This is a genomic window from Streptomyces sp. NPDC127117 (genome assembly GCF_042677325.1).
Classification (GTDB): domain Bacteria; phylum Actinomycetota; class Actinomycetes; order Streptomycetales; family Streptomycetaceae; genus Streptomyces.
Genome location: NZ_JBHXTM010000005.1, coordinates 38,005 through 58,273, shown reverse-complemented (window position 1 = coordinate 58,273; position 20,269 = coordinate 38,005). Strand labels below are relative to the sequence as shown.

The 20,269-nt window shown below is 70.7% G+C and carries 19 protein-coding genes and 1 riboswitch; of the genes, 10 read left to right on the top strand and 9 right to left on the bottom strand.

The genetic code is table 11. The features are described from left to right. Nucleotides 1-218: 218 nt before the first annotated feature. The 3 genes from ACFVH0_RS06485 to thrC form a co-directional block, all read right to left on the bottom strand. Nucleotides 219-425 (bottom strand): cold-shock protein, encoded by a 207-nt coding sequence (locus ACFVH0_RS06485; RefSeq protein WP_003967346.1) that lies wholly within the window; start codon nt 423-425, stop codon nt 219-221. Nucleotides 426-847: 422 nt separating this feature from the next. Further along, a complete protein-coding gene (locus ACFVH0_RS06480; protein ID WP_385818379.1) occupies nt 848-1,126 on the bottom strand; it encodes a MoaD/ThiS family protein in 279 nt (92 codons plus the stop codon). Nucleotides 1,127-1,156: 30 nt separating this feature from the next. Beyond that, nucleotides 1,157-2,467: a threonine synthase gene (gene thrC, locus ACFVH0_RS06475; RefSeq protein ID WP_385818378.1), complete on the bottom strand. Its 1,311-nt coding sequence runs from the start codon at nt 2,465-2,467 to the stop codon at nt 1,157-1,159. A gap of 17 nt (nt 2,468-2,484) precedes the next feature. Continuing rightward, a riboswitch (SAM riboswitch) is annotated at nt 2,485-2,611 on the bottom strand. A 153-nt stretch (nt 2,612-2,764) separates the two neighbouring features. Here thrC and ACFVH0_RS06470 point away from each other — a divergent pair. Together ACFVH0_RS06470 and ACFVH0_RS06465 are read left to right on the top strand one after the other, a co-directional pair. Then, on the top strand, nt 2,765-3,715 hold the full coding sequence (locus ACFVH0_RS06470; RefSeq protein WP_385818584.1) for a glucosyl-3-phosphoglycerate synthase: 951 nt from the start codon (nt 2,765-2,767) through the stop codon (nt 3,713-3,715). Between the two features lie 54 nt (nt 3,716-3,769). Then, nucleotides 3,770-5,185 carry a trehalose-6-phosphate synthase gene (locus ACFVH0_RS06465; RefSeq protein ID WP_385818376.1) on the top strand — a complete coding sequence of 472 codons (1,416 nt, stop codon included), beginning with the start codon at nt 3,770-3,772 and terminating at the stop codon, nt 5,183-5,185. A gap of 4 nt (nt 5,186-5,189) precedes the next feature. On the opposite strand, the gene otsB is transcribed toward ACFVH0_RS06465, so the two are convergent. The 3 genes from otsB to ACFVH0_RS06450 all read right to left on the bottom strand — a co-directional run bounded on the left by otsB (nt 5,190) and on the right by ACFVH0_RS06450 (nt 7,910). Then, on the bottom strand, nt 5,190-6,110 hold the full coding sequence (otsB, locus tag ACFVH0_RS06460) for a trehalose-phosphatase (RefSeq protein ID WP_385818374.1): 921 nt from the start codon (nt 6,108-6,110) through the stop codon (nt 5,190-5,192). Nucleotides 6,111-6,343: 233 nt separating this feature from the next. After that, a complete protein-coding gene (locus tag ACFVH0_RS06455; protein WP_124717210.1) occupies nt 6,344-6,601 on the bottom strand; it encodes a DUF3263 domain-containing protein in 258 nt (85 codons plus the stop codon). 88 nt (nt 6,602-6,689) lie between these two features. Then, entirely contained in the window at nt 6,690-7,910 is a 1,221-nt protein-coding gene (locus tag ACFVH0_RS06450; RefSeq protein ID WP_385818582.1) for an ABC transporter substrate-binding protein, read from the bottom strand. A 345-nt stretch (nt 7,911-8,255) separates the two neighbouring features. Between ACFVH0_RS06450 and ACFVH0_RS06445 the strand changes: the two genes are divergently transcribed. The 5 genes from ACFVH0_RS06445 to ACFVH0_RS06425 all read left to right on the top strand — a co-directional run bounded on the left by ACFVH0_RS06445 (nt 8,256) and on the right by ACFVH0_RS06425 (nt 13,431). Beyond that, the gene (locus ACFVH0_RS06445; protein WP_385818373.1) at nt 8,256-9,164 is read left to right on the top strand and encodes an SIS domain-containing protein; all 909 of its coding nucleotides are present in this window, start codon (nt 8,256-8,258) and stop codon (nt 9,162-9,164) included. A 121-nt stretch (nt 9,165-9,285) separates the two neighbouring features. After that, nucleotides 9,286-10,218, top strand: a complete 933-nt coding sequence (locus ACFVH0_RS06440) for an ROK family protein (protein ID WP_385818372.1) — start codon at nt 9,286-9,288, stop codon at nt 10,216-10,218. Beyond that, entirely contained in the window at nt 10,218-11,372 is a 1,155-nt protein-coding gene (nagA, locus tag ACFVH0_RS06435) for an N-acetylglucosamine-6-phosphate deacetylase (protein ID WP_385818370.1), read from the top strand. Before ACFVH0_RS06440 ends, nagA begins: the two co-directional genes overlap by 1 nt. A 170-nt stretch (nt 11,373-11,542) precedes the next feature. Next, complete coding sequence (locus ACFVH0_RS06430; RefSeq protein ID WP_385818369.1) at nt 11,543-12,520, top strand: 1-phosphofructokinase family hexose kinase; 978 nt, start codon at nt 11,543-11,545, stop codon at nt 12,518-12,520. Nucleotides 12,521-12,579: 59 nt separating this feature from the next. Further along, complete coding sequence (locus ACFVH0_RS06425) at nt 12,580-13,431, top strand: ketose-bisphosphate aldolase (RefSeq protein WP_385818367.1); 852 nt, start codon at nt 12,580-12,582, stop codon at nt 13,429-13,431. Nucleotides 13,432-13,513: 82 nt separating this feature from the next. Here ACFVH0_RS06425 and ACFVH0_RS06420 read toward each other — a convergent pair whose 3' ends face one another. Next, nucleotides 13,514-14,485, bottom strand: a complete 972-nt coding sequence (locus ACFVH0_RS06420) for a carbohydrate-binding protein (RefSeq protein WP_385818365.1) — start codon at nt 14,483-14,485, stop codon at nt 13,514-13,516. Nucleotides 14,486-14,637: 152 nt separating this feature from the next. Next, nucleotides 14,638-16,281 carry a diguanylate cyclase CdgB gene (gene cdgB, locus ACFVH0_RS06415; RefSeq protein WP_385818364.1) on the bottom strand — a complete coding sequence of 548 codons (1,644 nt, stop codon included), beginning with the start codon at nt 16,279-16,281 and terminating at the stop codon, nt 14,638-14,640. A gap of 362 nt (nt 16,282-16,643) precedes the next feature. On the opposite strand from cdgB, the gene ACFVH0_RS06410 reads away from it, so the two are divergent. Further along, nucleotides 16,644-17,150, top strand: a complete 507-nt coding sequence (locus ACFVH0_RS06410) for a flavin reductase family protein (RefSeq protein WP_385818362.1) — start codon at nt 16,644-16,646, stop codon at nt 17,148-17,150. A 42-nt stretch (nt 17,151-17,192) separates the two neighbouring features. Here the strand turns inward: ACFVH0_RS06410 and arfB are convergent, their stop codons facing one another. Beyond that, nucleotides 17,193-17,627 carry an alternative ribosome rescue aminoacyl-tRNA hydrolase ArfB gene (gene arfB, locus ACFVH0_RS06405; protein WP_385818360.1) on the bottom strand — a complete coding sequence of 145 codons (435 nt, stop codon included), beginning with the start codon at nt 17,625-17,627 and terminating at the stop codon, nt 17,193-17,195. Between the two features lie 183 nt (nt 17,628-17,810). Here arfB and ACFVH0_RS06400 point away from each other — a divergent pair, with 183 nt between their 5' ends. Further along, nucleotides 17,811-18,386, top strand: a complete 576-nt coding sequence (locus ACFVH0_RS06400; RefSeq protein ID WP_072487943.1) for a TerD family protein — start codon at nt 17,811-17,813, stop codon at nt 18,384-18,386. A gap of 302 nt (nt 18,387-18,688) precedes the next feature. After that, a complete protein-coding gene (locus ACFVH0_RS06395) occupies nt 18,689-20,269 on the top strand; it encodes a M4 family metallopeptidase (protein WP_385818359.1) in 1,581 nt (526 codons plus the stop codon).

The following is a 20,269-nucleotide window of genomic DNA, read 5'->3' as shown; positions in this document are numbered from 1 at the left end:
ACTCTCACCTGGAGAGTGCTAACGCCAATGATTAGCACTCGACCCCCGAGAGTGCAAGCGTCCCCCTCCGGATGTGGACAACCACGGAGGGCCGATGCGGACAACCGTGGAGGGCTGTGGACAACGCCCGGCGGCGTGCCGGGACGCACTGAGGGCCCGTACCCCCGGGGTACGGGCCCTCAGTGCGTGAGTGGTGTCGTTGGCCGACCGCGCCGAACTCAGCCGACGGCGAGCTTGACCATGTCTGCCTGCGGCCCCTTCTGGCCCTGCGAGATCTCGAATTCAACTCGCTGACCCTCTTCGAGGGTGCGGTACCCGTCCATCTGGATCGCGCTGTAGTGGACGAAAACATCCGCACCACCGTCGACCGCGATGAAGCCGTACCCCTTCTCCGCGTTGAACCACTTGACGGTGCCCTGAGCCATGCCTAACTCCCCTATTACTGGCCCTTGCGCAGGACCGCACTTCGCGGACCCGGGTCAGAACTCACCCTCCGACAGGAGAGGGTGTGTGCGCCGGAACGCGTCGACCGCGGCTGAATGTATCTGCCCAACTGCCCTCTGCAACAGGTCAATCGGACGAGAATTCTCGGCCGCGCCGAACGCCCGAATATGTGGAATTCATGAGATTCCTGGGCAAGTCGGGCCAGGCAAAGGCGACTTATGCCGCAAGCACAACGCACACTTTGGCTGCATCTTGTCGCGACCAGGCGCATTCTCATATGCGGGCGGCGCGGGGCAGCTGGGGGGACTTCCCACACTGTACCCCGCTCAACCATGCAGAATTGCCCCCTCCGCTTCAAACGCGGAGGGGGCAATTCGATAACGCGATGCGGCCGGACGGGGCGTCAGCAGCCGCCCGCCACCGCCGGGATGATCGAGATGCCGGCGCCGTCGGGCGTCGCGGTCTCCAGGCCGCCCTCGAAGCGCACGTCGTCGTCGTTGACGTACACGTTCACGAAGCGGCGCAGCTTGCCCTGGTCGTCCAGGACGCGGGCGGCGATGCCCGGGTGGTTCAGCTCCAGGGACTCGATGACCTGGGAGAGGGTCGAGCCCTCGGCCGGGACCTCGGCCCGGCCGCCCGTGTAGGTGCGGAGGATGGTGGGGATGCGGACCTTGACGCTCATGGTGGGTGCCCTTCCTGGAGTCTCGGGTGGTCAGCTGGTGGCGAGGCCGGCGGCGCGGAACGCGTCCAGGCTGGGGCGGATCGTCGCGGTCGCCTGAGAGGTGTCGGCCACCGCGTCGAGGGTCTTGAGGCCGTCACCCGTGTTGAGTACGACGGTGGTCAGCGACGGGTCGATCAGGCCGGCCTCGATGAGCTTCTTCGTCACGCCGACCGTCACACCGCCCGCCGTCTCCGCGAAGATGCCCTCGGTGCGCGCCAGCAGCTTGATCGCGTCGACGACCTGCTCGTCGTCGACGTCCTCGACCGCACCGCCGGTGCGGCGGGCGATGTCCAGGACGTACGGGCCGTCGGCCGGGTTGCCGATCGCGAGGGACTTGGCGATCGTGTTCGGCTTCTGCGGCCGGACGATGTCGTGGCCGCCCTTGTACGCGACCGAGACCGGTGAGCAGCCCTCGGCCTGGGCGCCGAAGAGCTTGTACGGCTTGTCCTCGACCAGGCCGAGCTTGATCAGCTCCTGGAGCCCCTTGTCGATCTTGGTGAACTGCGAGCCGGACGCGATCGGGATGACCAGCTGGTCCGGGAGCCGCCAGCCGAGCTGCTCGCAGATCTCGTACGCCAGGGTCTTGGAGCCCTCGCCGTAGTAGGGACGCAGGTTGACGTTGACGAAGCCCCAGCCCTCGCCGAGCGGGTCGCCGATGAGCTCGGAGCAGAAGCGGTTGACGTCGTCGTAGTTGCCCTCGATGCCGACCAGTTCACCGCCGTACACCGCGGCCATGACGACCTTGCCCTGCTCCAGGTCGTGCGGGATGAACACGCAGGAGCGGAAGCCGGCACGGGCGGCGGCGGCGCCGACGGCACCGGCGAGGTTGCCGGTGGAGGAGCAGGAGAGGGTGGTGAAGCCGAAGGCGCGGGCGGCCTCGATGGCCTGGGCGACGACCCGGTCCTTGAAGGAGTGCGTGGGGTTGCCGGAGTCGTCCTTGACGAACAGCTTGCCCTGCTCGACGCCGAGTTCGCGGGCGAGGTTGTCGGCCTGGACGAGCTTGGTCCAGCCGGGGTTCAGGTTGGGCTTCTCGGCGACATCGGCGGGGACCGGCAGCAGCGGCGCGTAGCGCCAGATGTTGGCCGGGCCGGCCTCGATGCGCTTCTTCAGCTCTTCGGGCGAGCCGCTCGGCAGGTCGTACGCGACTTCGAGCGGCCCGAAACAGGACGCGCAGGCGAAAATGGGGCCGAGTTCGAATCGCTCGCCGCACTCGCGGCAGGAAAGGCCCGAGGCGGGGCCGAGGTCGACGGATCGGACATCGGCGGAAGAATTGGTGCTTACTGCAACGGTCTGCGCAGCCATGGTGGCGAGGCCCTTTCTCCTCATCTTCCTCGCGGCGCGTTTCGCCACGAGACGGAATTGGCACCTTCCCCACCTGACCTCGCGGTCGGCGGGAGGGTTGCCGGGACTTCAACGGGCCGTTCCCTCAGTCCCTCTGGATGAGCGCTGTGGCACCGGATCTTCGATCCGGGCATTTATCGGCGGACGGACCCCGGCATGCGATGGTCGTCCGCGTTGTTCAAGACTGTAACCGAAGCACCGGACTGTTGAGATAGTCGTCCGAACCGCGAGATGGATCACATACAGGGAGTATCGACCGTGCTGGAAGAGGTCGAATGCTGGCTGGCCAGGCGTTCCTGGTCGGCCGCCGACCGTCCGATGGACCGCCTGCTGGCCGCCAGGGCCGCGGAGGCGGGCCGCGGGAGCGTCAGTGTCGTACTGCCCGCGCTGAACGAGGAGGCGACGGTCGGCGAGATCGTCGCGACGATCCGGCGCGAGCTGATGGAGAAGGTCCGCCTGGTCGACGAACTCGTGGTGATCGATTCCGGTTCCACCGACGCCACCGCGGAGGTGGCCCGGGAGGCCGGCGCCCGGGTGGTGCACCGCGACGCGATACTCCCCCGGATACGGGCCGTACCCGGCAAGGGCGAGGTGCTGTGGCGTTCGCTCCTGGTCACCGGGGGCGACATCGTCTGCTTCGTCGACGCCGATCTGAAGGACTTCTCGGCGGACTTCGTCTCCGGCATCGTCGGCCCGCTGCTGACCGACCCGGACGTGCAGTTCGTGAAGGCGATGTACGACCGCCCCTTCGGTGACGCGGCGGGGCAGGGCGGCCGGGTGACCGAACTCGTGGCCCGTCCGCTGCTCAATCTGCACTGGCCGCAGCTGGCCGGTTTCGTCCAGCCGCTGGGCGGCGAGTACGCCGTGCGCCGCTCGCTGCTCGAACGGCTGCCCTTCCCCGTCGGGTACGGCGTGGAGCTGGGCCTGCTGGTCGACGCGCTGCACACGGTGGGGCTGGACGCGCTGGCCCAGGTCGACGTGGGGGTGCGCAAGCACCGGCACCAGGACGGGCAGGCGCTCGGCCGGATGGCGGCGGCGATCTACCGCACCGCCCAGCTGCGGCTCTCCCGCGGCCACCTGATCCGCCCGGTCCTCACCCAGTTCGAACGCGGCGAGAACGGCTTCGTACCGCGCACCCATGCCGTGGACACCGAGGAGCGTCCCCCGATGTGCGAGATCGAGGAGTACGTTTCGCGCCGCGCGGCCTGACGTGGCCTGACTTCGCACGTTTGGGCGGTTCGTGATCGGGCTAGATTCCGCAACATGGTCTCCGAGCACGATGCCCAGCCCGCTGCCCGGTCCGGCGTCCGGTCCGGTGCCCAGGTCCTCGTCGCGTCCAACCGCGGCCCGGTCTCGTACACCCTGACAGAGGACGGCTCGCTCGACGCGAGACGGGGCGGCGGCGGTCTCGTCTCCGGGCTGAGCGCCGTCGACGACAAGCTGTGGGTGTGCGCCGCGCTCGGTGCCGGGGACCGGGAGGCGGTCCGGCGCGGGGTCGCCGAGCAGGGCGTACGGATGCTCGACATCGACGCGGAGGTGCACGCCGACGCGTACAACGGCATCGCCAACTCGGTGCTCTGGTTCGTCCACCACATGCTGTACCAGACACCGCTGGAGCCGGTCTTCGACGCGGAGTTCCGGCGGCAGTGGGCGTCGTTCGAGACCTACAACCGGGCCTTCGCCGAGGCGCTCGCCGAGGAGGCGGGGCAGGGTGCGGCGGTGCTGGTGCAGGACTACCACCTGGCGCTGGTGCCCGGCATGCTCCGCGAGCTGCGCCCCGATCTGCGGATCGGCCACTTCTCGCACACCCCGTGGGCGCCCGTCGACTACTTCCGGCTGCTTCCCGACGACATCGCCGAGCAGTTGCTGCACGGCATCCTGGGCGCGGACCGGGCGGCGTTCCTGACCCGGCGCTGGGCGGACGCGTTCATCGGCTGCTGCACCCAGATCCTGGGCGGCACCGGGCGGACCAGGATCGGGGTGCACGGGCTCGGCGCGGACGCGGACTTCCTGCGCCGCCGTGCCCACGAGGCGGATGTGGACGAGCGGATGGCGGCGCTGCGCGAGCAGACCGGCCCCGGCCGGAGGACGATCGTACGGGTGGACCGAACGGAACTGTCCAAGAACATCGTGCGCGGCCTGCTCGCGTACCGCGCGCTCCTGGACGAGCGGCCCGAGTGGCGCGAGCGCGTCGTCCATGTCGCCTTCGCCTACCCCTCCCGGCAGGACCTGGCGGTGTACCGCGACTACACGGCCGAGGTGCAGCGGGTCGCCGACGAGATCAACGCCGCGTACGGCACGCCCGGCTGGACGCCGGTGGTGCTGCACGTCAAGGACGACTTCGCCCGCTCGCTCGCCGCGTACCGGCTGGCCGACGTGGCTCTCGTCAACCCGATCCGTGACGGCATGAACCTGGTCGCCAAGGAGATCCCGGTGGTCTCCGACCACGGCTGCGCGCTGGTGCTGTCGCGGGAGGCGGGCGCCTACGAGGAGCTGGGCAGCGACGCGGTGGTGGTGAATCCGTACGACGTCTCCGCGACGGCGGCGGCGCTGCACGAGGCGCTGACGATGGCGGACGACGAGCGGGCCGCGCGCACGGAACGCCTGGCCGCGGCGGCGGTCGCGCTGCCGCCGCAGCAGTGGTTCCTGGACCAGCTGGACGCGCTGCGGCGGGACTGAGGCGTCAGATCCGCCGGGCCAGCGCCGCCAGGAATCCGACGACGTCACCCGGTCCGGCCAGCAGCAGATCGGCCCGCTCGGCCAGTTCGGGCACCTCCGCGCTGCCGCTGCACACCAGCAGGCCGGGGATGCCGTCGGCGCCGTCGGTGCGGAGCTTCTCCACCGCGGCGTAGGCGGCGAGGTCGCCGAGGTCGTCGCCCGCGTACAGCACGGACTCGGCGTCCGTCTCCCGTACGTACTGGGCGAGTGCGACGCCCTTGTCCATGCCGGGCGGGCGCAGCTCCAGGACCAGCCGGCCCGGTTCGACGATCAGCCCGTGCCGTGCGGCGAGCTCGCCGAGCGGGCCGCCCAGCGCCTCGAACGCGGCCTGCGGGTCGGCGGCCCGGCGGGTGTGGACGGCGATCGCCCGGCCCTTCTCCTCGATCCAGGTGCCGTGCCAGGAGCCGGACCGGTCGAGCACACCGGGGAGTTCGGCGCGGACCGAGGCGATGCCGGGGTGCGGGGCGGGGGCGTGGACGGTGCCGGACACCGCGTCCCAGCGCTCGGCGCCGTAGTGGCCGAGGACGACGAGGTGGTCGAGACCCGCGACTCCGGCGAAGCCGCCGTGCCGGACCGCGACGCCGGCCGGGCGGCCGGTGATCACGGCGATGGAGGCCACTTTCGGGGCGAGCGCGACGAGGGCGTCGACGGCGCCGGGGTGGGCGCGGGCCTGTTCCGGGTCCGGGACGATGTCGGCGAGGGTGCCGTCGAAATCGAGCGCGATCACGGCGCGGTCGGGGCGCGCGAGGATCGCGGCCAGGGCCTCGCGGCCGGGTGGCGTGGTGGGGATCGGGAGTTCGGGCGGGGTTTCGCCCGGTGCGGGTGCCGGTGCGGACGCGTGTGTGGGTGCGGGTTCGGGTGCGGGTGCTTCCGGGTTGCTGCCCATGGGGCGAGCCTATAGCCGGGGCGGGGAGTCGGGGCGGTGCGGGCGATTTCTGGGGCGCTGATCCCGGACCCCCGCTCCTCGGCCGCCGCAGGGGCCTGATCTCGCACTGCCGGAAGGGCCTCGCTGTGCTGCGGTGCTCGGATTCGGGCTGCCCGAGGGGCCTCGTCGTGCTGCGGTGCTCGGATTCGGGCTGCCCGAGGGGCCTCGTTGTGCCGAGGGGCTCGTTCCGGCTCTCAGCGCCGTTCGCGCCGTGCGTCCCTCACCCGGCGCAGGCGGTTCACCGTCACCGGGTCCGCGGCCAGTGCGCGGCGGTCGTCGAGCAGGGCGTTGAGGAGCTGGTAGTAGCGGGTGGGCGAGATGCCGAGCTGTTCGCGGATCGCCCGTTCCTTCGCACCGGGGCCGGACCACGACTGCCGTTCGACGGCGAGCACGGCACGGTCGCGGTCGGAGAGGCCGTCGGTGTCGTCGGGGCCAGGCGTGGGGGCGGTCATATCAGCCAACATATCGCCCGCGTGGAAGGCCGACCGCACGGAAAGCCGCCCGTCCGGAGCGCCGCCACCCGCTGCTCCGCACCACCCGTTACTCCGTGCGCTCCGCCGCCGCCGAGTCGCGCGCGATCCGCCCCAGCACGTTCTCGGGGCTGCCGTTCGGCTCGACCGCCTTGCCGATGTTCTCCTTGATCGACTCGCTGGACCGGGCCCAGGACGTCTTGCCGAAGGGATAGAACTGCGAGTTCGGCAGCGCGGCCAGGAACTTCCACAGCGGCTTGAACCTGACGTCGGACTCCATGGCCGCGGAGGCGCTGTCGGTGACGGGCAGCAGGTCGTACTCGTCGGCGAAGTCGATGACGTTCTTGTCGGTGAACAGATAGTCGAAGAACTTGCCCAGCGGCACCCGGTGGCCGTTCTGCTTGAAGCCCATGATCCAGTCGGCCACGCCCAGCGAGCCCTTGCTCGGGCCGTCGATGCCGGGCAGCGGCACCATGCCGACGGAGACGCCCTTGCGCTCGGCCTCCTGCATCAGCGTGGGATGCCCGTTCAGCATGCCGGCCTCGCCGTCGGTGAACGCGTCGAACGCCTTCTGCCGGTCGAGCTTGCCGGGGGCGACGGGGCCGACGAGGCCCTTGTCGACCAGGTTCGTCTTCAGCCAGTCGAAGGTCCGGACGTTCTCGGCCGAGTCGATCTCGTACGAGCCGCTGTCGTCGATGAAGCCGCCGCCCCCGCTGAGCAGCCACATCGCGGTCTCGGCCTGCGGCTCCTCCGGGCCGAGCGGCAGCGCGAACGGGTAGGTCACCCCGCGCTGCTTGAGCAGCGTCGCGTCGTCGCGGATGTCGTCCCAGGTCTTCGGGGCGTCCAGACCCGCCTGCGCGAAGAACTTCTTGTTGTAGAAGAGCAGCCGGGTGCTGGCGACGAACGGCAGTCCGTACTGGGTGCGGTCCAGGCTGCCCGCGTCGGCGAGGGACGGCAGGAAGTTGGCCTGGGTGCGGATGGAGAGCATCTGGTCGGCCCGGTAGAGCTTGCCGGCCTTGGCGTAGTCGGCGTACGAGCCGATCTGGGCGATGTCGGGGGCCTGCCCCTTCTTCACCATCGCGGCGACCTCGCGGTCGACGTCCTTCCAGGAGTAGACGCTGACGTCGACCTTGATGCCGGGGTGGGACGCCTCGAATCCCTTGACCAGCCCGTCCCAGTACTTCTCGGAGCTGTTGGCCGGGCCGTTGCCGTAGTCGGCCGCGACGAGCTTGAGGGTGATCTCCCCCGAGCCGCTGCCGGTGTTGCCGCAAGCCGACAACGTCGCTGTCATGCCCAGCGCGGTCACTGCCGCGATCAGTACCCGGTGGCGCAGCTGCACAGCCCAGTCCGTCCTCATCCATCGAGTCGCCCGTGCCCGCCACGTCGTCGTGGGGCCCCTCCGAACGAGGTGCGATCCTCCCCCAGCCCGTCGCCGATGGTCTACACCACAGCGGGTATCGCTTTCGCAACGTAACCGGGCCTGCACCCGGTCGCGCCGGACCCGGGAGCATGGCCCCGCCGCACGCCTACCGCTGAGTAGGCTTCGGCGCGGGATCCTCCGGGATCCGGACCCTGCCCCACCGCTGTGCCGTACCGCCCGCACCGTTACGTCCCACGCCGCAAGGAGCCGTCCAGCATGTCGCGTACCGCATCGGAAATTGCCACCCAGCCCGGCTGCTGGCGACGTGCCGCCGAGGCGGCGGCGACGTTCGACGGGCTGCCGCGCCCCGGCGAGCGGGTCGCGGTCACCGGGTGCGGCACCTCCTGGTTCATGGCCATCGCGTACGCGGCGCTGCGCGAGGCGGCCGGGCAGGGCGAGACGGACGCGTATCCCTCCTCGGAGTTCCCGGCCGGGCGCCCGTACGACCGGGTGGTGGCGATCACCCGGTCCGGCACCACGACCGAGGTGCTTGAGCTCCTCGGCGAGCTGCGCGGCAGGGTCGCCACCGTCGCGCTGACCGCCGATCCGGGGACGCCGGTCATGGCCGCCGCCGACACGGTCGCCGTACTGGACTGGGCGGACGAGGAGTCGGTCGTGCAGACCCGGTTCGCCACCACCGCGCCGGCCTTTCTGCGGGCCGGCCTGGAGGCGTCGGGTCCGCTTCCGGCCGGGGTGAAGACGGTGGCCGCCGCGGCGGTGGACGCGGAGCTGGCGGTGACCGAGCCGCTGGACGAGGCGGTGGTCTCGGCGGAGCAGTGGACGTTCTTGGGGCGGGGCTGGACGTACGGGCTGGCACAGGAGGCCGGGCTGAAGATGCGCGAGGCGGCGGGCGCCTGGACGGAGTCGTACCCGGCGATGGAGTACCGCCACGGTCCGATCTCGATCACCGGGCCGCACCGGGTGGCGTGGGTGTTCGGCCGGCTGCCGGAGGGGCTGGCCGGGGATGTGGCGCGGGTGGGCGGCAGGCTGGTCGCGCACGCCACGGCGGATCCGATGGCGGATCTGGTCCGGGTGCAGCGGCTGGCGGTCGAGCTGGCGGAGTCGAAGGGGTACGACCCTGACCGGCCGCGCAATCTCTCGCGCAGCGTGATCCTTTCCTCCTGAAGTCCTGCCGGGCCGGGCCGGACCCCGGGCCGCGAAATCGTGGCCGCTATTTTGTATGGATCCGCAACAAACCGGGATAGTGGACTAGACCTTTTTGGTTCCGCGGGCGAAACTGTTTCCCGTGAAACACGTCATCGCCCTCGATGTGGGCGGCACCGGAATGAAGGCCGCACTGGTCGGGGCCGACGGCACCCTGCTGTACGAGGCGCGGCGGGCCACCGGCAGAGAGCGCGGCGCCGAAGCCGTCGTCGAGTCGATCCTCGCCTTCGCCGCCGACCTGCGGGCGTACGGCGAGGAGCACTTCGGCGAGAGCGCCGTCGCGGCCGGTGTCGCCGTGCCCGGCATCGTCGACGCCGAGAACGGGATCGCGGTCTACGCCGCGAACCTGGGCTGGCGAGACGTGCCCATGCGGCAACTGCTCGGCGAGCGGCTCGGCGGTGTTCCCGTCGCACTCGGCCACGACGTACGCACCGGTGGGCTCGCCGAGGGCCGGATCGGCGCGGGCAAGGACGCCGACCGCTTCGTCTTCGTACCGCTGGGCACCGGCATCGCCGGAGCCATCGGCATCACGGGCACGATCGAGGCGGGCGCGCACGGATACGCGGGCGAGATCGGGCACATCGTGGTCCGGCCGGACGGGCCGGACTGCAGCTGTGGCCAGCGCGGCTGTCTGGAGACCCTGGCGTCCGCGTCCGCCGTCAGCCGTGCCTGGGCCGCCGCATCCGGTGACCCCGAGGCGGACGCCGCGGACTGCGCGAAGGCCGTCGAGTCCGGCGACCCGGCCGCCGTCGCGGTCTGGCAGAACGCGGTCGACGCGCTCGCCGCCGGGCTGGTCACCGCGCTGACGCTGCTCGACCCGCGCACGCTCATCATCGGTGGCGGTCTCGCCGAGGCCGGGGAAACCTTGTTCGCACCACTCCGTGCGGCCGTCGAGGAACGGGTCACGTTCCAGAAGCTGCCCCACATCGTCCCGGCGGCCCTCGGGGACACCGCCGGATGCCTGGGCGCAGGGCTGCTCGCCTGGGATCTTCTCTCCACGGAGGTATCCGCCTGATGGCCGGACGCGCAGACAGCACAGTTCTCGCAGGTGCCCGGGTGGTGCTTCCCACCGGCACGGTCGAGAACGGCCGGGTGATCGTCGAGGGCACCCGGATCGCCGGTGCCGCGGCGGAGGGCGCACCGACCGTCGACCTGAGCGGCCACTGGGTGGTCCCCGGCTTCGTCGACATGCACAACCACGGCGGTGGCGGCGCCTCCTTCACCTCCGGCACCGTGGACGAGGTCCTCACCGGCATCCGCACCCACCGCGAGCACGGCACCACCACCCTGGTCGCCTCCACGGTCACCGGCGAGATGGACTTCCTGGCCCACCGGGCCGGTGTCCTGTCCGAGCTGGTGGAGCAGGGCGACCTGGCCGGCATCCACTTCGAGGGGCCGTTCATCTCGCCGTGCCGCAAGGGCGCGCACAGCGAGGAACTGCTGCGCGACCCGGACCCGGCCGAGGTCCGCAAGCTGATGGACGCGGCGCGCGGCACCGCGAAGATGTTCACGCTCGCCACCGAACTGCCGGGCGGCATCGACTCGGTGCGGCTGCTCGCCGAGCACGGCATCATCGCCGCGATCGGCCACACCGACGCCACGTACGAGCAGACCGTCGAGGCGATCGACGCGGGCGCCACCGTCGCCACGCACCTCTTCAACGCGATGCCGCCGCTCGCCCACCGCGATCCCGGCCCGATCGCGGCGCTGCTGGAGGACGAGCGGATCACCGTCGAGCTGATCAACGACGGCACCCATCTGCACCCCGCGGCCCTGGAGCTGGCCTACCACCACGCGGGCGCCCACCGCGTCGCGCTGATCACCGACGCCATGGACGCGGCAGGCTTCGGCGACGGGCTCTACCAGCTCGGCCCGCTCGCGGTCGAGGTCAAGGACGGCGTCGCGCGGCTGGTCGAGGGCAACTCGATCGCGGGCTCCACACTCACCCTGGACACCGCGTTCCACCGGGCCGTGACCATCGACCGGATCCCGGTCGGCGATGTCGTGCAGTCCATCTCCGCCAACCCGGCGCGGCTGCTCGGCGTGTACGACCGGGTCGGCTCGCTGGAACCGGGCAAGGACGCCGACCTGGTGGTCCTGGACGCGGACTTCGGACTCAAGGGCGTCATGCGCAAGGGCGAATGGATCAAGGAGCCGCAAATCGGCTGATCCGTCCCATTGCTGACGGCGGGTCGAATACGTAACGAAGAGACGGCGGTTGGTCCACAGCTCTGGGCCGACCGCCACCTCTTTGGCATGATCGCCTGGAAAACAGCCAGAGAAAGCGCATTCCCTCCAAGGTCTGGCGCTTCGGAGCAGGGATCGAGGGAGCGGCCGCGGTGATCCTCACGGTCACACTGAATACGGCACTCGACCTGACGTACGGCGTACCGGAACTCGTCCCGCACGCCAGCCACCGCGTCAGCGAGATGTCCGAGCGACCCGGCGGCAAGGGACTGAACGTGGCCCGGGTGCTCTCCGCGCTCGGCCACCGGACGGTGGTCACCGGCTTCGCCGGAGGCGCCACCGGAGCCGCGCTGCGTGAGCTGCTGGCCGGCCTGTCACCGCAGGAGCCCGCCGACCCCGGCGCCCCGGGCACGGCCCCCGCACCGATCACCGACGCCCTCGTCACCGTCGCCGGGAACACCCGCCGCACCATCGCCGTCGTGGACCGGGCCACCGGCGACACCACCCAGCTCAACGAACCCGGCCCGCTCGTCACCGCCGACGAGTGGGCCGCCCTCCTCGGCCGGTACGAGGAGCTCCTCGCCGGGGCCGACGCCGTCGCACTCTGCGGCAGCCTGCCGCCCGGCATCCACGTCGGCGCCTACGCCGAACTCGTCCGGTCGGCACGTACCGCCGGCGTCCCGGTGCTCCTGGACACCAGCGGCGAACCGCTGCGCCGGGGCATCGCCGCCCGCCCCGACCTGATCAAGCCGAACGCCGACGAGCTCGCCCAGCTCACCGGCTCCCGGGAACCGATGCGCGCCACCCGCGACGCCCGCCGCCGCGGCGCGCACGGGGTCATAGCCTCGCTGGGCCCGGACGGCATGCTGGCGGTCACCCCCGACGGAATCTGGCAGGCAGCGCCGCCCGCCAGGGTCCTGGGCAATCCGACCGGCGCGGGCGACTCCGCGGTGGCCGGGCTGCTGTCCGGACTCGTCGAGGGGCTGAGCTGGCCGGACCGGCTGCGGCGGGCGGTGGCACTGTCGACGGCGACCGTGCTCTCCCCGACGGCCGGTGATTTCGACCGCGCGGCCTACGAGGAGCTGCTGCCGCGCGTCGGAATCGAGGAACACACACCGGCGGCCCGATAGGCCGCGCCCGTCCCGAACCCGCGCGATCGCTGGTTCGAAAGAAGTAGCAAGAGGTCAGCATGCCGCTCGTCAGCACCGGTGAACTCGTCTCCGCCGCCCAGGCCGCGGGACGCGGGATCGCCGCCTTCAATGTCATCACGCTGGAGCACGCGGAGGCCATCGCGGCCGGCGCGGAGCGCGCCGGGGCGCCCGCCATCCTGCAGATCTCCGAGAACGCCGTGAAGTTCCACGGCGGACGGCTCTCCGCCGTCGCCGCCGCGGCCGCCGCCGTGGCCCGCGCCTCCGGCGCCCCGCTCGCCCTCCACCTCGACCACGTCGAGTCCGTGGAGCTGCTGCACCAGGCACACACCGAGGGCTTCGGCTCCGTCATGTTCGACGCCTCCAAGCTGCCCTACGAGGAGAACGTGCGGGCCACGGCCGCCGCGGTGGCCTGGGGCCGCGAGCACGGCATCTGGATCGAGGCCGAGCTCGGCAAGGTCGGCGGCAAGGAGGGCGAGGCCCCGCTCGACGCCCACGCCCCCGGTGTCCGTACCGACCCGGCCGAGGCCGCCGCGTACGTCCGCGACACCGGTGTCGACGCGCTGGCCGTCGCGGTCGGCTCCTCGCACGCCATGACCGAGCGCACCGCCGCCCTGGACCACGAGCTGATCGGCCGGCTCCGCGACGCCGTCCCGGTCCCGCTGGTGCTGCACGGCTCCAGCGGCGTCCCGGACGAGGAGATCCGCCGGGCCGTGGCGTCCTCCGGCATGGTCAAGATCAACGTGGGCACGGCGCTGAACACCGCGTTCACCGGCGCGGTACGGGCGTACCTGGCCGAGAACGCCACCGGTGTCGACCCGCGCAAGTACATCGCCCCGGGACGCGAGGCGATGGCCGCGACGGTGGCCGGCTTCCTGGCGCTGATGGGCTGACCGGGCAGCGCGTGGCCGGAAAACGGTCCGGCCCCCGTCGCCGCGCTCGGGCGATGGGGGCCGGACCGTTCTCGTCACACACTCAGCGCTTCACGTGACCGGCCTTCAGCGACAGCTGGTCCAGATTGGCGTCGCACTGGTCACCCTCGTTGCAGGAGATCATCAGGGTGTTCGCACCCTTGTTGAGATTGACGTAGGCGAACGTGTTCGTCCAGCCCTTCTCCAGATCACCCTCGGAGGCGTTCGCGTAGTTCTTCATGTTGATGCCGCGCGGGGCCTCGGAGTTGACCGTGAGCGACGTCTTGGCGTCCTTGCCCGGCACTCCGTACGTCACGAACAGCGTGTACGGACCGGCCTTCGGCACCTCGACCGACCAGGTCGCGGACCTGCCGACCTCGTTGAGGTTGATGTACTGGCCGTTGGAGCTCTTGGCGCCCTTGGTCGTGTTGTCCAGCTGGGCCGTGCCGCCGAGCTTCAGCGTCGCCGCGTCCTGCTCGGGGAGCTCGACCGGGGCCTCGGAGCTGGGGGACTGCTGGGGCTTCGGGGACTCCTCGACCTGGTTGCCGGGGCCCGCCGAGGAGACGGCCCCGTCCTTGTCCTTGTTCTTGTCCGGGTCACCGGTGAGCAGTGCGGCGCCGATCCCGATGAGCACGACCAGGACCACCGCGACCGCGGCGATCAGCAGGCCCTTGGTGTTCGGCCCGCCGCTGCCGGAGGAGCCGCCGGACCGGCCGCGGCCGCCCTGCTGCGGGACCTGCGCGGTGGCGCCGGGGTACGTCTCCGGGGCGGCGTACTGCGCGTTCGGCTGGTTGTACGCCTGCTGCTGGCCGTACGGCTGCTGCTGCGGCACCTGCTGGCCGTACTGGCGCTCACCGACGGTGCGTACCTGGTTGTACGAGGTCCTGGGCACACCCGGCTGCGGGGCCGCCGGCCCCGGGTAGCCGTAGCCGCCCTGCCTCGGCGGCTGGGCGCCCGCCGCCTGTCCGTCCTCGTACAGGTAGCCGAACGGATCGTCGTCCTCGGGCTTGTTTGCGCCGTTGTTGCCGGCCGTCATCCCTGGGTCACTCCTCACCATGTCGCCAGCCGTCGCCTGATATCGCCAGCCGTGGCCGACCGGCCGAGCCTACCCCGAACGGACCACACCGAGAATTGCCGTCGGCGGTACCGGAACCCCGGCGGAGCACCGGAGCCGCGCCGCCGTGAACGTCAGCCGGCCCTGCGGTGAACCTTCGACCGCGACCGCTTCTCCACGTACATCCGCTGGTCGGCGGAGCGCAGTACCTCTTCGGCGGTCATCCCGCAGGCGGCCCAGCCGATGCCGAAGCTCGCCCCCACCCGCACCGCCCGGCCGTCGACCCGGATGGGCGGAATGATGGCGTTACGCAGGCGTACGGCCAGGTCCGCGGCGTCCGCGTCGCCGAGCCCGTCGGCCAGGACGACGAATTCGTCACCCCCCAGCCGGGCCACGGTGTCACCGTCGCGGACACAGGTGGTGAGCCGGCGGGCGACCTCGATCAGCACCGCGTCACCGGTGTGGTGGCCGAAGCGGTCGTTGATCGACTTGAAGCCGTCGAGGTCGCAGAAGAGCACCGCGAGCCCCTTCGCCCCGTCGTCGTGCTCGGTGTCGGGTGCGACGGAGTGCACATGGTGGTCGTACGGGCCGCCGGGCGCCGGGTCCACCTCGTAGCCGTGGGTCCGCGCGTCCGGATCGTCGACGTCGCCGTAGGCCGCGTCCAGCGCCTCCACCGGGGTGGTCGCCGTCGCGTTCGGGCGCTCGCAGAGCCGGGCACTCAGCCGGGAGCGCAGCTCGGCGCTGTTGGGCAGGCCGGTCAGCGCGTCGTGCGAGGCGCGGTGCGCCAGATGCAGCTCGTGGCGCTTGCGCTCCTCTATGTCCTCGACGTGGGTGAGCAGGAAGCGCGGGCCGTCGGCGGTGTCGGCGACGACGGAGTTGCGCAGCGAGACCCAGAGGTAGGTGCCGTCCCGCCGGCCGAGCCGCAGCTCGGCGCGACCGCCCTCGGCGGAGGTGCGCAGCAGCGTGCCGATGTCCTCGGGGTGGACCAGGTCGGCGAAGGAGTAGCGGCGCAGGACGGACGCGGGGCGGCCGAGCAGCCGGCACAGCGCGTCGTTGGTGCGCAGCAGCCGGCCGTGCTGGTCGCCGCCCATCTCCGCGATGGCCATGCCGCTGGGCGCGTACTCGAACGCCTGACGGAAGGACTCCTCGCTTGCCCGCAGCGCCTGCTGTTCCCGCTCCAGCCGGACCAGCGCCCGCTGCATGTTTGCTCGCAGCCGGGCGTTGCTGATCGCAATGGCCGCCTGCGACGCGTACATCTGGAGCGCCTCGCGGCCCCAGGCGCCGGGGCGGCGGCCGTTGCGCGGGCGGTCCACGGAAATCACGCCGAGCAGATCGGCACCGCCGCCGGACGCGTACATCGGGGCGTAGAGCCGGTCCTGGGGGTGCCACTCGTCCTCGAAACGGGGTTCCGGCCCGTCGGTGTGCCACTGCGGTACGTCGTCGTCGAGGAGGACCCAGCCGTCGGTGTGCGGTATGAAACGGAGCTCGTCCCAGGCCTGCCCCATCGTCAGCCGGCGCTCCCAGGAGGTGCGCGATCCGACCCGGCCGGTGATCAGGGCCTCGGCCGCGCTGTTGCCCGCGAAGGCGGCGACGACGAGATCGCCGTCGGGGCGGACCAGGTTCACACAGGCCAGCTCGTAACCGAGACCGTTGACGATTCCGTCGGCAACGGTCTGCAGCGTGTCGGCCAGGCTCCGCGCCGTGTTGAGATCGGCGACGGCCTGGTGCAGCTGCCGCATCGTCGCAAGACGGACGTACGGCTCCGACTCGGCCTCCATTGCTCGCACTCCCCGAGACCTCGACAGCACTCCAGGTTTCATATCGACGTACTTACTGCAGTGTCACGGCCACTGAATCACAGCGAGCTGCGCAGTCGGTACACAGGGTCAACAAATATTGCTCTCTGTGACTCAAGTCACAACAGATGGTGAAGGGTTGGGAGTGACCCGCGGATTCGCCCCGTCCTTTTCCTGAACGCAAATCCGGACGTTGCAGTGCAGCCCCGGCCGGACCCGGGTCCTAGGACCCGACTGGTCCCCTGGCCCGATGCGGAGGAACCCGCTCCGCGATTAGCGTGCCCGATGTGTTGCAGACGAAGACCTCCGCCCCGCGTCCCCGGCCCGTCCCCCATGCTGAGGGGGTGAGCAACGATGAGTTCCGAGGCGCCCTCGCCCGGCTGGCCGCCGGTGTCGTGCTGATCACCGCCCAGGAGCCGCCGCTGGACGAGGACGGACGCGGCGAGGACGTCGGCATGACGGCGACCGCCTTCATGTCCGTGTCGCTGGACCCGCCCCTGGTGATGGTCAGCCTGCGCAACGATTCCCGGATGGACGACCTGCTGTCGGAGCAGCCGCTGTGGGCTGTGTCGGTGCTCGCCGAGAGCCAGCGGCACGTCGCCGGACGGTTCGCGATGAAGGGCCGGATCAGCGACCGGCTGCTGTTCGAGGACATCCCCCATACGCGGGGAGAGGTCAGCGCCGCACCGCTGATCGGAGGGGCACTCGCCACCCTGGAGTGCCGTACCGAGCAGCGGATCGTGGCCGGTGACCACACGCTGGTGATCGGCCGGGTACTGAGCGCGGCCCTGCCCAGCGAGGACGGTTCGCCGCTGACGTACTTCCGGGGGCGGTACCGGCAGCTGGGGTGAGAACGGGAGCGGGCGCGGGAACCGGTGCGGGGGGCCGGACCGTCACCAGTCGCGGCCGGAGCGGCCGCGCTTGGTCTCGCCGCGCTGCTTCTTCTCGCGCAGCCGCCGTTCGTTGATGCCCCGCGGGATCCTGGTCCTGCGCCGCGGCCGCGGGGGCGGCGCCGTCGCCTCGGCGAGCAGCGAGGCGAGCCGCACGAGAGCCGTCTCGCGGTTGCGCCACTGGGAGCGGTGCTCGGAGGCGCGTACCGAGAGCACCCCGCCCACGAGCCTGCTCTCCAGGCGCTGGAGCGCCCGCTCCTTCCACACCTCGGGGAGCGACTCGGTCGCCGAGAGGTCGAAGCGGAGCTCCACCTGGGAGTCGCTGGTGTTGACGTGCTGCCCGCCGGGCCCGGAGGACCGCGAGAAACGCCACATGAGCTCGGCCTCCGGCAGGGAGACCGAACCGCGGATGACATAGGGCCCGGACATGACACCCATGTTCCTCGCACCGGAGGGCGTTCGTCACCTTCTTTTGCGGTACCGGCCGTGGGGCCGTCCGGAGCATTCAGGTAAAGAAAGCAAAGGGACCAGGAACCTCCTGGTCCTCTGCCCGCGTTATGACCTGTGACGGTAGCTTCGTGATGGCATGAAGCCCGCGATCGACGATGAAAGGGACTTCCCATGGCTGTAAGCCTGTCCAAGGGCGGCAACGTCTCCCTCACCAAGGAGGCCCCGGGCCTGACCGCCGTCACGGTGGGCCTCGGCTGGGACGTCCGCACCACCACCGGCACCGACTTCGACCTCGACGCCTCGGCGATCGCGGTCAACCCGGCCGGGAAGGTCGTCTCGGACGGCCACTTCGTCTTCTTCAACAACAAGTCGACGCCCGACCAGACCATCGTCCACACCGGTGACAACGTCACGGGCCAGGGCGAGGGCGACGACGAGCAGATCAACGTCAACCTGGCGGGTCTGCCGGCCGACGTCGACAAGATCGTCTTCCCGGTCTCGATCTACGACGCCGAGACCCGCAGCCAGAACTTCGGCCAGGTGCGCAACGCGTTCATCCGCATCATCAACCAGGCCGGCGGCACCGAGATCGCCCGCTACGACCTGAGCGAGGACGCCGCCACCGAGACCGCCATGGTCTTCGGCGAGCTGTACCGCAACGGTGCGGAGTGGAAGTTCCGCGCCGTCGGCCAGGGTTACGCCTCCGGCCTGCGCGGCATCGCGCAGGACTTCGGCGTCAACCTCTGACGCACAGGCACCACCCAAGAAGCCCCCGGCCGTTGCGGCCGGGGGCTTCTGTGTGCGCGCCGCCCTCCCGCGCGCACCGGCCTCCCGTGTGCGCCGAGCCCGAACCGGCACACACCGTTCGCTATGTGGTGCCATCGGACACGAATGCCCAACTCCCGCCGATTAACGGACACATGCGTATTCCATTCGGACAAGAAGTGGTCAAATAAATGTGAGGTAATTGTTAGCACTCCGTCAATGTCGCTCATTCAGTGGCACGCTCTCGGCTCGTAACCCCCCACGGAACGAGCAACGGAGAGCGCATGACCCCCCACATGAACACCCGTCGCGCCGCAGCCCTGGCCGCCGTGGCCGCGATGGTCGTCGTAGGCATGCAGACCGGTGCGGCAAACGCCGTGCCGGACAACGGAAATGACGGCCCCTCCGCCACTCGCAGCGTTGTCCCCTTCAGCGCGAACAAGGCCTCGGTGCGCACCGCCGCCATCAAGTCGGCGCAGAGCGACGCCTCCGCCACCGCCGACTCGCTCGGGCTCGGCGGCAAGGAGAAGCTGGTCGTCCGCGATGTGATCAAGGATGCCGACGGCACCGTCCACACCCGCTACGAGCGCACCTACGACGGTCTGCCCGTCCTCGGCGGCGACCTCGTCACCCACACCGCCCGCAGCGGAAAGCTCAAGGGCGTCACCAAGGCGACCGAGGCCCGGATATCGGTGCCGTCCACGACGCCGAAGATCAAGACCGCGGCCGCCGCCCGCAAGGTGATCTGGGCGGGCTCCGGCAAGCCCGTCCTCGCCCTGGAGACGGTGAAGACCGGTGTGCAGAAGGACGGCACGCCGAGCCGGCTGCACACCATCACCGACGCGATCACCGGCAAGAAGCTCCAGAGCTACGAGGCGGTCGAGACCGGCGTCGGCAACAGCCAGTACAGCGGCGAGGTCGAGCTGTCGACGACCGCGTCCGGTTCCGGCTTCGAACTGACCGACGGCGACCGCGGCGGCCACAAGACGTACGACCTCAACCAGGGCGAGAGCGGCACCGGTGACCTCGTCACGGACGACGACGACACCTGGGGCGACGGCACCGGCAACGACCGCCAGACCGCCGCGGTCGACGCCGCCTACGGCGCGGCGCAGACCTGGGACTTCTACAAGTCGGCGTTCGGCCGCGACGGCATCGCCGGTGACGGCAAGGCCGCGTACTCGCGGGTCCACTACGGCGACGCGTACGTCAACGCGTTCTGGGACGACAGCTGCTTCTGCATGACGTACGGCGACGGCGCCGACAACAAGAGCGCGCTGACCGCCCTGGACGTCGCGGGCCACGAGATGAGCCACGGCCTGACCGCGTCCACCGCCAACCTCGACTACTTCGGTGAGTCCGGCGGTCTGAACGAGGCGACCAGCGACATCCTCGGCACCTCGGTCGAGTTCGCCGCCGACAACGGCACCGACGTCGGTGACTACCTCATCGGCGAGAAGATCGACATCAACGGCGACGGCACCCCGCTGCGCTACATGGACGAGCCGAGCAAGGACGGCGGCTCGGCCGACTACTGGGACAGCAGCGTCGGCGACCTCGACGTGCACTACTCCTCCGGCGTCGCCAACCACTTCTTCTACCTGCTGTCCGAGGGCAGCGGCGCGAAGACCATCAACGGGGTCGACTACGACTCCCCGACCTCCGACGGCTCGACCGTCACCGGCATCGGCCGGGACAAGGCCGTCCAGATCTGGTACAAGGCCCTCTCCGAGTACATGACGTCGTCCACCGACTACGCGGGCGCCCGTGAGGCGACCGAGAAGGCGGCGACCGACCTGTACGGGGCCGACAGCGCCGAGCTCACCTCCGTCCAGGCCGCCTGGAGCGGCGTCAACGTGAAGTAG